This window comes from Azospirillum sp. B506 (assembly GCF_000333595.1).
GTDB lineage: Bacteria > Pseudomonadota > Alphaproteobacteria > Azospirillales > Azospirillaceae > Azospirillum.
Genome location: NZ_BADK01000408.1, coordinates 1 through 13,091 on the forward strand (window position 1 = coordinate 1; position 13,091 = coordinate 13,091).

A 13,091-nucleotide genomic window follows, 5' to 3' on the forward strand; every position below is an offset into this window, starting at 1 on the left:
CTGTCGGGCCTGGCGATGCTGGTGATTCCGGGCGGCTGGGACGGCATGTGGGGGGCGGTCGCCGCCATCACGCTGCTCGGGATCGCCCAATCCATCGGGATGTCTCCGCAGATCACGGTGCTGTTCAGCATTTCCCGGCCGGACATGGAGCGGTTCGGTCGCACCACCATCCTCGGCATCTACCGGGTGTGCGAGCGCGCCGGCCTTTTCATCGGGCCGATGGCGATGACCTGGTGCGCCGACCGCTGGGGCTATGCCATGGCGCTGACGGTCTTCGGCGGCATGGCGCTTGCCGCCTCGCTGCTGCTGACCGTCGCGGCGCTGTTCGGCGCCTATCCGGAAGGCGGCCCGTCCATTCCAGTTCGCGAACAGGGGGAAGCACTATGAGCGACGGTGATTTCGCAGACGGTCTCGTCGTTCCCGACGTGTCCGACCCGAAGGGGGGCTTCCTGCTGTCCTGGGGCGATGCCATGACCTGGGACGAGTATGAGCTGATGGTCCAGCGCACGCTTGAACCCTTCGAGGGTCGGTTCGAGCAGCGCTATTTCGACTATGTGCATCCGACCTCGCTCCAGGGGCACTGGCCGGAGCATCAGATCAAGCCGACGGTCGTGCGCATGGCCTACAGCGACTGGGGCGATCCCGACGGGCCGCTGCTGATCTGCGTCGGCGGCATCGCCAACACCGCGCGCCGCTGGGACTATCTGGCGCTCGGGCTGTGCGAGGACTACCATGTCGTCTGCCTCGACTGGCCCGGCCGCGGGATGAGCGGCTGGATGCCGACGCAGGGCGACTACACCATCGCCACCAATGTCGAGGTGATCCGGCAGCTCATCGCCCATCTCGACTGCGAACGGGCCAGCATCGTCGGGTCTTCGCTGGGCGGCAGTTCGGCCATCGCCTTCTGCGCCAAGCATCCGGGCATCGTCGAGCGGCTGGTGCTGAACGACATCGGCCCCTACATCCCGGGCGAGCGCCGCCGCCGCCGTGCCCAGGCGGTTGCGCGCCACTATGTCTTCCGCCGTCCGGCCGACCTGTTCCGCCGCCTCGGCGCCTCGGCCAAGAACGAAGGGCCGGTGACCGAGGACGAACTGCTGCACAACACCTTCTTCCAGACGCAATGGTCTGACGGCCATGGCGGGCGCATCTACCGTCACGATCCGCGTGCCCTGCAGGCCTATGCCGAAGAGGCGCAGGACAGCCTGACCCAGTGGGAGGAATGGGCCGGCATCGACATTCCCGTGCTGGTGCTTCATGGCATGCTGTCGGATGCGCTGCTGCCCGAGACGGTGGACGAGATGACCGCCAAGCCGGGGGTGACGGCGATGCATGTGCCCGACACCGGGCACACCCCGGCGATGAGCGACGCCAACCAGATCCATTTCGTCCGCAGCTGGCTGGCGGGGCAGGGACCGGACGCGCATTTCACCAGCCTCAACCCGCCCGCCGGCCCGCGTCACCTGTTCGGTGCCGCTCCAGTTCCGCCGAAGGGGGGAGGCGCCCGGTGACGCCCCGCGGCAGGGAGCCGGCCGGCGGCCCCGAGGAGGCGCTGCGCAGCGACCGCCGCCGGCTGCTGCGCCAGACCATGGCCCTGCACGACATCACGCGGCTCGAGTCCATCCGCTGTTCCGATTTCGGCCAGGCGCTCGGCGACATCGCCCGCATCCTCGCCTTCACCCTGCATGTGGACCGGGTGGCGGTGTGGACGGTGACCGAGGCCGCCGGCGGACTGCAGGCCACCCCGGTCGCCAGCCATGGGCTCAACGCCTGGGAGGCGGAGGCGTTGCCGTTGTCGCGGTTCCCCCTCTATTGCGAGGCGTTGACCGCCGAACGCTCGCTGGTCGCGGAGTCGCCCGCCGGCGACAGCCGCTTTGCCGAGCTGCTGGAGCCGGTGCTGCTGCCGGCGGGGGTGATCTCCCTCGTCCATCTCTGCGTCAAGGTCGATGGACGGCCGGTCGCCCTCCTGCGCTGCGAGCAACGGCGGACCGGGCGGCGCTGGACCGACGACGAGGTCCATTTCATCGAGTCCGTCGCCGGTTTCGTCGCCCTGGCCTCCATCGGGCAGGACCGCAACCGGGCGGTGCAGGCGCTCCACGACAGCGAGAAGCGCCTGCGTCAGGCCAAGGATCAGGCCGAGGCGGCGACCCGGGCGAAGTCCGATTTCCTGGCGATGATGAGCCACGAAATACGCACGCCGATGAATGGCGTGCTGGGCATGCTGGACATTCTGGGCCGCAGCCGTCTGGACGCGGGCCAGGAGCGGTCGGTCGCCGTCATTCGCGACAGCGCCGTTTCGCTTCTGCGCATCATCGACGACATTCTGGACTTCTCGAAGATCGAGGCGGGGAAGCTCGAACTTGATCCGGTGCCGCTGAGGCTGCCGGATCTGGTGGAGGGGGTGACCGCCACCCTGTCGCCGATGGCGGCGGAAAAGGGAGTGATCCTGACCGGCGCCGTCGATCCGGCCATTCCTCCCTGGCTGATCGCCGACCCGGTGAGGCTGCGGCAGATTCTGCTGAATCTCGCCAACAATGCCATCAAGTTCACGGCAGAGGGGGAGATCGGCGTCAGCATCTCCGGACTGGGGGTTGCCGACGGCCGGGCCGCGCTGCGCATCGCCGTTCGCGACTCCGGCATCGGACTGACCCGCGAACAGGCCGACCGGCTGTTCCAGCCTTTCGTCCAGGCGGAGCAGTCGATCGCCCGCCGGTTCGGCGGAACCGGGCTGGGGCTGTCGATCTGCCACAAGCTGGCCGAACGCATGGGCGGGCGCATCGGCGTCGACAGCGAGCCGGGACGGGGCAGCATTTTCTGGGTCGAGCTGGTCCTGCCGGTGTCCGATGTTCCGCCCGAACCGGACCCCGCCGCCCCGTCACCGGACCGGGGCGGGGAGATGCCGACGCTCCTTCCCGACGGTCCGATCCTGATCGCCGACGACCACCCGATCAACCGCGAGGTGATCCTGCGCCAGCTCGATCTGCTGGGCTGTGCCGCGGACGCGGTGGGGGATGGCAAGGCCGCTCTCGATGCTCTCGCGCGCAAGCGCTACGTCCTGCTGTTGACCGACTGGGACATGCCGGAGATGGACGGGCTGGAGTTGACCCGCGCCGTTCGGGCGCGGGAGGCCGCGGGCAGCGGGTTGGCCGGTCTGCCGGGGCGTCTGCCGATTGTCGGCATCACGGCCAATGCCTTCTCGCGGGAGGTCGAGCGCTGTCTGGCCATGGGCATGGACGATTGCCTGACCAAGCCGGTGGAGACGGTCCGTCTCGGCCATTGCCTCGGCCGTTGGCTGCCGACGGGTGCGCCGGTCCAGGCTCCCGCGTCTGCAAAGGCTGCCTTTTCCCCGTCCGCCGAACCGCCTGTGCCTTCCGATGCCGGCGAGGCGATCGACACACGCCGTTTCCATGACCTGCTCGGCGATGACCGAGCTGCGATCCGTGGGCTGTTGAAGCGCTTTCTCGAAACCAGCCTGCCGCTGCGGGAGCGGTTGGGCGAGGCCATCGCCGATGGCCGCTCCGCAGAGGAGGTGCGGCAACAGGCGCACGCGCTGAAGGGCGCGTCGGGCATGGTGGGCGCCTCCGCTCTCGCAACGGTGTGCCTGGCGTTGGAAAAGGCGGCGATGGCTGACGACTGGGCCGGGATTGGTGCGGCCTCAGAGGCGCTTGCACCGGCCTGGAACCGCGTCAACGCCTTCGTCGACCGCTATTGAGGCCGCTTTGCGATCGCAGTTGAACGGCATCGCCCCCCATCAACGAGCGTCAGGAAAGCCAGTGGAAATGCATCGGATATGCCATCTCGCACTCCAACCGGACAGCATGGTGCCTGCGGCCGGAGGCTGTCATGGGTGAACGCGACTTCCTGTTCATGCGTCACGGCGAAACCGCCTACAACCGGCTCCATGTCCGCTGCGGCGGCGACGTCGACATTCCCCTGACCGAACAGGGGGAGCAGCAGGCCTGGGAGGCTGCGCAAAGCCTGTCGGCGTTGCCGGACCGCATCGACGCCATCGTCGCCAGCCCATTGCTGCGCACCCGCCGCACCGCCGAAATCCTGCGGTCGGTGCTGGGCGACGTGCCGATCCGGTTCCATGACGGACTGATTGAACGCCGTCTCGGCCAATGGAACGGCATGGCCATCGCGGAGACCCAGCCGCTGATCGATGCCGGCGCCACGCCGCCCGGCGGCGAGGGGGAAGCGGAGTTTCGCGACCGCGTCGGCCGTGCCCTGGACGAGATCGCCGGCCATGGCCATCGCCTGCCGGTGCTGGTCGGCAGCAAAGGCGTCGGGCGTGTGCTCGGTATCCTTCTCGGCGATCTCCGGCCGCCGATGGCGAATGCCGGCGTGGTTCGCTTCCATTTTCCGGCAAGACAGGAAAATTGAGAAATTTCATAGCGATACCGTTACTTTTTCGCGTCGTGCGCGCAAAAAATTGGACAAAGAAGAGAGTTGGATGTATGCAAATATCCCATAGGTTTCGCTTTTCCTCTGTCGCCGCCTCAAAAGTTTGCGTATTGCGTCTCGCCGATGTCGGTTCGCGTGCGGGATGAATGGAAAGGAAAGTGCCATGCCGACCTTCTTCAGCCGGAGCCTGACGGCCCGCGCCTTGATGCCGATAGCCATCCTGCTGACAGGCATCGCTGTGGCCGCCATCGCCGGTCTGGCCTACACGAACATGGTGTCCGTCCGCGAATCTCTGTCCAACCGCGCCCGGATGATGACGACCATTCTCGTTGGCGGTGCGGCTGAAGCCATGTGGGGCATGGACAACGACGCCGCCACCAATCTGCTGTCCGCGCTGGCGGCCGATCCCGATTATCTGGGCAGCACCCTGACGGCGAAGGGTGGGCGGGTTTTCGCCAATCACGGCAAATCGGCCGCCGAGTCCGGCGACCCGGCGTCGGTGATCACCGCGACCGCCCCCCTGATGTATGGCGCCGGCAAGGCGAAATCGGAAATCGGCACCATCGAGATCCGGCTGACCGCCGAGCATGCCTACGCCATGATCCGGATCGAAACGGCGAAGATCGCCGTGGTTGGCGGCTTTGCCCTGTTGCTGGTCTGCGGCGTCCTGTTCGTCATCGTTCGCGGCGTGACCCGTCCCATCGTGCTGATGACCGCGGTCATGGGCGATCTGGCCGACGGCAAGACCGATGTCGTCGTGCCGGCGCTGGACCGCCGTGACGAGGTGGGCCGGATGGCCGCCTCGGTGCAGACCTTCCGCGAGAACGCCATCGCCAAGCTCCAGCTGGAAACCGAGCAGGTGCGGATCCGCGAGGAGGCGGAACGGCAGCGCCGGCAGGATATGACGCGGATCGCCGAGAGTTTCGATGCGGAGGTCGGACATCTGCTGTCCACGGTCAACCGCACCTCCACGGAGATGAGCGGCTCCATCGGCATCGTTGCGGAAAGCGTCGCGGAAAACGCCAGCCGCAGCCGTATGGCCGCCGGAGCGGCCAACGAGGTCACGGCGAACGTCGAGACCGTGGCCGCCGCCGTCGAGGAACTGGTCGCGTCGATCCGGGAAATCTCGTCGCAGGCGTCGTCGTCCCACCTGGCCTCCGGCAACGCCAATCGCCAGCTCGATGAAACCGTGGCGCTGATGCGCAAGCTGGTGAACGACAGTTCGCGCATCGGCGACGTTCTGACGCTGATCTCCTCCATTGCCGGGCAGACCAACCTGCTGGCGCTGAACGCGACGATCGAGGCGGCCCGTGCCGGTGAGGCCGGCAAGGGCTTCGCCGTGGTCGCCACCGAGGTCAAGAATCTGGCCAGCCAAACGGCGAAGGCGACCGAAGAGATCAGCAATCTCATCGGAACCATTCAATCCTCGTCGGGAGCCGCCGCCAACAGCATCGACGAAATCGCGTCGGTGATCGTAACCCTGAATGAAATCAGCGCGTCGATTGCCGCCGCGGTGGAAGAGCAGAATGCCGCGACGGTGGAGATCAGCCGGGCGGTTCAGCAGGCGGCGGTCGGGGCCGAGAAGCTGCGCGAGAATGTGGAGGGCGTTTCCCAATCGGCCCAGCACAATGATGAGGCGGTCACGCAGCTTCATACCGGCGTGCGCAACCTGGAGACGAACTTCCACGATATGAAAGGTCAGGTCGATCACTTCATCGAAAAGCTGACGACCGGCTGATTTCCTTGCCCGTCTGGCGGTGTGGTGCCTGCTCGCAAACTCCGCGACAGGCGCCACGGATGCCGATCCCGGCATCCAGGTTGCTTCTCTTCCACCGGGAAGCCAGGATCCGGGCGTCCTGACCGTCGGCCTGTCGCTGTTCGGTTGAACCGTCCGTCCGGTTTGTCCGGGACGGAACAGGCCCCGCTCACGAAACCGTGTACGGTGCGGTGGGTTCCGTCGCCGCCCGGACTGGTGTAGGCTTCGCTCGGGCACTGGCCTGACGGGAGGCGGAAATGTCGGTTTGGCGCCGCTATCTGGTGAAGGACGGGACCGGCCGTCTGATCGACCTGCCGAGCAGCCAGCTCGACCGGGCCGACGACGGCACGGCCCCTCTGCCGCATTTCGCCGGCCGCTGTGTGGAGGTGGTGGCGGCGGTGATCGTCGGCGACCGCAAGACCCACGCCCGCGTTACCGAACTGGCCTTTACCAAGCTCTATTTCGATCAGATGGGGTATGTCGACGTCGCCAAGCGTGAACGGATGATCCGCCTGATGCTGGAAAGCTGCGCCGACCGCCGTTGCCGCGCTGAACGGCAGGGTGTCTCCCAGGACAAATGCGCCCGTCTTTCCCGCCGCGCCGTCGCCGCCCGCGACCAGTTGATCCGCGAATTTGGCTGGGAGCCGAAGCCATCCGAGCGGGATGCCGCCCTCAGCCGTCTCGACCCGGCCCGCCTGCGCGGCGCGGCGCCGGAACCGTTGCGCACGCTGCATTGAGTCCAGCCCTCTCCCGGGCGGGACGGTGTGGTTCCGTCCGCGCAAAGGAGGGGAGGGGGGCTTTTCGACCCGCTCTTTCAGGGCCATATGCGAACGAACGCAAAATTTGGAGCCTGTCGAACGCAGATGAGCCCTCCCGATACCGCCCAGACGCTGTCTTTCGCGCGCGTGCGACAGCTGGCCCTGATCGGCGCCGGATGCACGATCATCCTGCTCGGCCTGCTGATCGCCCCCTTGCCCGGCCCTGGCGGCCTGCCGGTGATGCTGCTTGGCGGCGTGCTGGTGCTGCGCAATTCCGCCGACGCCCGCCGTCTGTTCATCCGGTCGAAGCGCCGCTATCCGCGCATGTTCAGCCCGGTCGAGCGCATCCGGCAGAAGCTGCGCGGCCGCCGCCTGCGCAAGATCCATGGCGCGTGAACCGCGCGCACCTGCCGGGGGGGGTGCCCGGCAGGTGATGACAATGCCGCCGGTCAGGGAGCGGGCAGGGCCGGAACGCCGTCCTTCCACTGGTCCCAATGGCCGACAATGTGGTCGACCATGCGGGAGCCGACCAGCTCCACATTCTCCACCGTCTCGGCGAAGCCGCCGGCGGTCTCGCCGGGCTTCGGGTCAAGATGCTGGAGCGTCGTCTCGTTCGGGTTGCCCTGGTCGAAATTGACGGCACCCCGCAGGCTCATCACCCGGTCGGAGCCTTGCAACCGCTTGATGACCAGTGTGATCGCCGCCGCTTCCATCTCAGTGATCACATAATCGTCCGCACCGTAGAGCTTGGCGATGTACTGCGCCTGGGCCGACATTCCAGGACCATGGAAGAAGGTATCGCCGGTCATGTGGGTTCCGGTGCCCACGAAAGGAGCACGCTGCGCGGCTTCCTGGGGATATCGCTTGCGGTAGGCACGGGCGGACTCGCTGTCCTTCAGCGGCGTGTCGGCGGTCAGCCGCATCGCCCACGACACCAGCGCCGGGTTCATCGGGAACAGCCGCACCGCCTCGTAGCCCTTGCGCGGCATGAAGGTCGGCTCGCCCGGCTTGTTTTCCTCCGGCGCCCAGCGGTGCCCCAGGTCATAGTCGACCACCCAGGTCGCCCAGTTCACCTCACCGATGGTGCCGCGCGACGGCGGGGTGCCGGCCACGCCGGTGATCAGAAAATAGGCTTGCGACAGGTCGAACTGCGGATTCAGCAGGATCGCCTGCATCGAGGCGGAGGAACTGACCTTGCCCATGCCCAGCACCGATCCGCACACACCGTCTGCATCGCAATACACCGGGTTCAGTGCGCCCTTTACCGGGATCGGCTCGGCCGTCTGCCAGTAGCGCTCGTACCAGTGCTGGAACTCGCCCGCGCGGTCGCCGGTGTTCTTGCCGATCTCGAACATCGAGCCGACGAAAACCTTGACCTTGATCGGCTCGGCCGCCTGAAGCGGACCAGCCAGCCCGAACAGGAGCAGAGCCGACAGGGCGGCACCGCGGCAGCGGGAGAACAATGACATCGGACCTTCACTCCTTGGCACGGGAAACTTACCTGAGTATGCAACGGCTGTACCATCCGCGTCTCCCTCTCCGTCGCTTCATGCGGGCTGGCTGCGGTCTGCCCTGCGGAAGCGGGCACTGGACAGCGTTGCCCTGCAGCCTCCATCTTGTGCGTCCGTTCGCATGAGGAGGTTATCCTGTGAAGTCGGGCAACGCGCTGCTGTCCAGCTATGGCACCACCATTTTCGAGGTCATGTCCCGCCTGTCGGAGGAGCATGGCGCGATCAATCTGGGCCAGGGATTCCCCGACGACCGCGGGCCGGCCGATGTGCTGCAGGCGGCGGCCGACGCCCTGCTGACCGGGTGGAACCAGTATCCGTCGATGATGGGCACGCCCGACCTGAGGCAGGCGCTGGCTGCCCATGCCGGCCGCTTCTATGGCCTGGACGTCGATTGGAAGACCGAGACGATGGTCACCTCCGGAGCGACGGAAGCGCTGACCGCCTGCCTGCTCGGCCTGATCGATCCGGGCGACGAGGTGGTGCTGTTCCAGCCCATGTACGACAGCTACCTGCCCATCGTCCGGCTGGCAGGCGGTGTGCCGCGCTTCGTCTCGCTGAAGGCGCCGGACTGGAGCTTCAGCCGGGCCGACCTTGAGGCTGCCTTCTCTCCCCGCACCAAGCTGATTCTGATCAACGATCCGCTGAACCCCGCCGCCAAGGTCTTCGACCGCGCGGAGCTGGATCTGATCGCCGAGTTCGTCCAGCGTCACGACGCGCTGGCCGTCTGCGACGAGGTGTACGAGCACATCGTCTTCGATGGCCGCCGCCACATCCCGCTGATGGGCCTGCCGGGCATGCGCGACCGCTGCCTGAAGATCGGCTCGGCCGGCAAGACCTTCTCGCTGACCGGCTGGAAGGTCGGCTATGTCACCGCCGCCCCGCACCTGCTGCAACCGGTCGCCAAGGCACACCAGTTCCTGACCTTCACCACCCCGCCGAACCTCCAGGCGGCGGTCGCCTATGGGCTTGGCAAGGAGGAGGGCTATTTCACCGGGCTTGCTGCAGGGCTTCAGGCCAAGCGCGACCGGCTGTCGGCCGGACTCGCCTCGGTCGGATTCGACGTGCTGCCCAGTGCAGGCACCTATTTTGTCGCCGCCGACATTTCGCGCTTCGGCTTCGACGGCGACGATCAGGCCTTCTGCCGCTGGCTGGTGGCGGAGGCGAAGGTGGCTGCCATCCCCGTCAGCGCCTTCTTCGTGGAGAACGCGCCGACCAACGTCGTGCGCTTCTGCTTCTCAAAGAAGGATGAAGTGCTCGACACCGCCATCGACCGCTTGCGGACTCGTTTCCTGTCCAGCTAAAATTCCACACATACGAATACTGTCCGGGCTGACGGCCCGGATATTTGACAACTCTTAACCGGTTGGCGCGAAGATCGGCTCCACCCCCGCCGGTCCCGGCCTTTCAGTCTATGGAACGGTTGGGGGCCACGGAACGGCGGAGCGCAGGTGATGCCACGTCTCCCGACCTTTCGGTTCCCGTCCATCAGGGGGCTGTCCTTCCGGAACGGCGTCCTGGTGGCCGCCGCCCTCGCGCTTGCCGGGGTGTGGGGCGGCTATGTCCTGATGGCGTCCTCCATGCTGGAAAGCCAGACGCGGGAGGCCATCGTCAATGCCCAGACGACGGCACGCGCCTATGAAAGCAGCACCAGCCGAACCGTGCATGACGTCGATACCACGTTGCGCTCCTTCGCCGAACGCTACGCCGAGGGTGTGCTGCCCCGCGCGCGCCGCATCATCGACGATGGACTTTATGACGCTGCCCTGATCCATCACTTCAGCGTCTTCGGTCCAGATGGCGTCCAGCGGTTCCGCAGCGAGGGGAGCGGGCCGCCCGAAAGGCTGGAGGGCAGCGACCTGCTCGCCTATCACCAGGGAGAAGGGCGGTCGCTGATGAAGATCGGCCTGCCCTTCAGCGGCTCGGAGACCGGGCGGCCCTTGCTGCGCTTCTCCCGGCGGCTGGAGGATGCGGCGGGGAACTTCGCCGGGGTGGTGGTTGCCAATGTCGATCCCGACTATCTGTCCAGCTTCTACCGGCAGGCCGATGTCGGCCGCAACGGCGTGGTCACGCTGGTCGGGCTGGACCGGATCATACGCGCCCGCGGCTCCAAGGACGGAATGGATTCCGTCGGGATCGACAGCAAGGGTTCCAACCTGTGGGTGGCGCTCCGGCAGTCGTTGAGCGGGGTCTTCTGGCAGGACAGCATCGCCGACGGCATCCGCCGCGTCTATGCCTACCGGTCGGTCGAGGGCTACCCGCTGGTTCTCGTCGTCGGCATCGCGGTGAAGGACATCGACGCCGCGGTCGCCGGCTTCCGCGGACAGATGCAGATCATCGCCGCGCTGCTCGGCATCTCCATCCTGCTGGTCGCCGCCTTCCTGCTGGTCCAGCAGCGCAATGCCGAGCGGCTGGCGGCGGCGCTGGCGGTCAACCGCGATTTCCTGGCCCGCGTCAGCCACGAACTGCGCACGCCGCTGAACGCCATCCTCGGCTTTTCCGAGATCATCAAGGACCAGATGTTCGGGCCGTATGCCGGGGAGCGCTACGCCGACTACGCCCACGACATCCACACCTCCGGCCAGCATCTGCTCACCCTGATCGATGATATCCTCGACCTGTCGCGCCTGCAGGCCGGCAGGTTCGCGCTGCTGATGGAGGATGTCGATCCGGTTGCCGCCGCCGAATGGGCCATCCGCATCGTCACTCCGCAGGCCGAGCAGAAGTCGATCCGGCTGGAGATCAACCGCCCGCCATCCCCGGCCCTGGTGCGGGCGGACGAGCGGGCGCTGAAGCAGATGCTGCTGAACCTGCTGGGCAACGCCCTGAAATTCACGCCGGAGAACGGCCGGGTGCTGGTCAGCGTCGCGCGCGGCATCAATGGCCGCTGCGTCGTCCGCGTCACCGACAACGGCATCGGCATGACGGCGGAGGAACTGCGTCAGGCCTCCATTCCCTTCGGACAGGCGTCCGCCATGACCACCCAGCCCGGCCGCGGCACTGGTCTCGGCCTGCCCATCGTCAAGTCGCTGATCGAGGCGCATGGCGGCAGCCTGCGCATCGACAGCCGGCCCGGCCAGGGCAGCCAGGTCACGCTGGAATTCGCCGGCTGACCCTGCGGTCTGCCGCCGGTCCGCTGCGCAACCAAGGCGATCTTCGCGGCAGTGGCGCAAAGCCATGGCGAAACCCCTGCCGCTTGGGCATACTCCGCGCCGGTTTTGTCCAGGTCCGAGCCGACGCCAGGGCTGTCCCCGGCCGCGTGCTATCGGATCCACCCGCGGAATTGGGGCCTGTCTATAATGTTGCGTGCGCTGGCGCGTGTCTGTGCCGTTCTTGTCGCGTGCTCCGGCACGCTCACCGTATCCCAGACCTTCGCCGCCGACCCGCCGGCCGAGCCGGTGCCCTTCGGCGTGTCCAGCGTCGAGGTGGTGGCGGAGCGCGATACGCCCCAGGCCTGCTTCACCTTCACCGACCGGCTGGAGCGTTCGCGCGCCGTCAACTACCGCGATTATGTCGCGGTGGAGCCGGCGGTGGACGGTGCCGCCATCGCCCGCGACCGCACGCTGTGCGTGGAAGGGCTTCGTCATGGCGAAAGCTACCGCGTCACCCTGAAGGACGGGCTTCCCGGCGCCGACGGCAAGCGCCTGCCGGCCGCCGACACCCGCGAGGTTCAGGTCCCGAACCGCAAGCCGTCTCTGGCCTTCCGCGGCGCCGGCTACATCCTGCCGCGCGTCGGGGCGGACGGTCTGCCGCTGCGCTCCATCAACCTGGACCGGGCGAAGCTGCAGGTTCTGCGCATCGCCGACCGGGCGCTGGTCGAGAAGATCTATTTCGGCCGCATCACGCAGCAGATGACCGACTACGACATCGGCGAGATCCTGGACAAGTCGGGCCAGGAGGTCTGGCGTGGCGAGATGGGCATCGGCAACCAGCCGAACCGCTCCGTCACCACCGCCTTCCCCATAGACGCCGTGCTGGGCAAGCTGGAGCCCGGCGTCTATGTCGCCGTCGCCGGTGCGGACGAGATCAAGCCGGGCGGCTGGGACCGCAAGGCGACCCAGTGGTTCGTCGTCTCCGACCTCGGCCTCAACACCATCCTCGGCGAGGATTCGCTGGTGGTCTTCGCCCGTTCCGCCCAGAGCGCGGCTCCGGCCGCCGGGGTTGACCTGCGTCTGGTCGCCCGCAACGGCACCGAACTCGCGCGTGTGCAGACCGGGGACGACGGGTTGGGGCGTTTCGACCTCGCCGCCCTGCGCGCTGCCGGGGCCGAGCCGGTGCAGGCGCTGTTCGCCGCGCGCGGCGACGGCGACTTCGCTTTTCTCGACCTGACCGCCGGCGGTGCTCCGCCGGCCGAGACTGCGGACAAGCCTGCCGCCGCCATCGTCCGCCCGGCGGCCGGGGGACTCGACACCTATCTCTACACCGAACGCGGCATCTACCGGCCGGGCGAGACGGTGCAGCTGACCGCGCTGCTGCGCGACGGCGACCTCAATCCACCGCCGGCCGGCAAGCAGCTGACCATCCGTGTCCTGCGCCCCGATGGCTTCGAGGTGGAACGGCGCAGCCTGACCGACAGCGGGGCCGGCGGCTATGCCACCCGCATCGACCTGCCGATGAACGCCTATCCCGGCAATTGGATCGTCACCGCCCATGCCGAGCCGGACGGCC

General features: G+C 67.3%; 11 protein-coding genes. 10 read left to right on the forward strand and 1 reads right to left on the reverse strand.

Annotation, left to right across the window (positions count from 1 at the left end; genetic code table 11):
- The 7 genes from I71_RS38270 to I71_RS12520 all read left to right on the forward strand — a co-directional run.
- Nucleotides 1-387: hypothetical protein (locus tag I71_RS38270; protein WP_042695183.1), on the forward strand; the 387-nt coding region annotated here is incomplete at its 5' end.
- Nucleotides 384-1,508 carry an alpha/beta fold hydrolase gene (locus I71_RS12495; protein ID WP_049976071.1) on the forward strand — a complete coding sequence of 375 codons (1,125 nt, stop codon included), beginning with the start codon at nucleotides 384-386 and terminating at the stop codon, nucleotides 1,506-1,508. The genes I71_RS38270 and I71_RS12495, both read left to right, overlap by 4 nt.
- Nucleotides 1,505-3,709, forward strand: a complete 2,205-nt coding sequence (locus I71_RS12500; RefSeq protein ID WP_049976072.1) for a GAF domain-containing hybrid sensor histidine kinase/response regulator — start codon at nucleotides 1,505-1,507, stop codon at nucleotides 3,707-3,709. The genes I71_RS12495 and I71_RS12500 overlap by 4 nt, the downstream gene beginning before the upstream one ends.
- Before the next feature lie 131 nt (nucleotides 3,710-3,840).
- Complete coding sequence (locus I71_RS12505) at nucleotides 3,841-4,380, forward strand: histidine phosphatase family protein (protein ID WP_049976073.1); 540 nt, start codon at nucleotides 3,841-3,843, stop codon at nucleotides 4,378-4,380.
- A gap of 184 nt (nucleotides 4,381-4,564) precedes the next feature.
- Nucleotides 4,565-6,139 carry a methyl-accepting chemotaxis protein gene (locus tag I71_RS12510; RefSeq protein ID WP_042695184.1) on the forward strand — a complete coding sequence of 525 codons (1,575 nt, stop codon included), beginning with the start codon at nucleotides 4,565-4,567 and terminating at the stop codon, nucleotides 6,137-6,139.
- A gap of 275 nt (nucleotides 6,140-6,414) precedes the next feature.
- Nucleotides 6,415-6,894, forward strand: coding sequence for a hypothetical protein (locus tag I71_RS12515; protein WP_042695185.1), 480 nt, complete (start codon nucleotides 6,415-6,417; stop codon nucleotides 6,892-6,894).
- A 126-nt stretch (nucleotides 6,895-7,020) separates the two neighbouring features.
- The gene (locus tag I71_RS12520; RefSeq protein ID WP_049976074.1) at nucleotides 7,021-7,311 is read left to right on the forward strand and encodes a hypothetical protein; all 291 of its coding nucleotides are present in this window, start codon (nucleotides 7,021-7,023) and stop codon (nucleotides 7,309-7,311) included.
- Nucleotides 7,312-7,364: 53 nt separating this feature from the next.
- On the opposite strand, the gene I71_RS12525 is transcribed toward I71_RS12520, so the two are convergent.
- A complete protein-coding gene (locus I71_RS12525) occupies nucleotides 7,365-8,384 on the reverse strand; it encodes a purine nucleoside permease (protein WP_042695186.1) in 1,020 nt (339 codons plus the stop codon).
- Nucleotides 8,385-8,563: 179 nt separating this feature from the next.
- On the opposite strand from I71_RS12525, the gene I71_RS12530 reads away from it, so the two are divergent.
- From I71_RS12530 to I71_RS12540, 3 genes are all read left to right on the forward strand, one after another.
- Nucleotides 8,564-9,727, forward strand: a complete 1,164-nt coding sequence (locus I71_RS12530) for an aminotransferase (protein ID WP_042695187.1) — start codon at nucleotides 8,564-8,566, stop codon at nucleotides 9,725-9,727.
- Nucleotides 9,728-9,943: 216 nt separating this feature from the next.
- Nucleotides 9,944-11,536: a sensor histidine kinase gene (locus tag I71_RS12535; protein WP_244433791.1), complete on the forward strand. Its 1,593-nt coding sequence runs from the start codon at nucleotides 9,944-9,946 to the stop codon at nucleotides 11,534-11,536.
- Nucleotides 11,537-11,722: 186 nt separating this feature from the next.
- The coding region (locus tag I71_RS12540) for an MG2 domain-containing protein (protein ID WP_244433792.1) at nucleotides 11,723-13,091 on the forward strand (1,369 nt) is incomplete at its 3' end.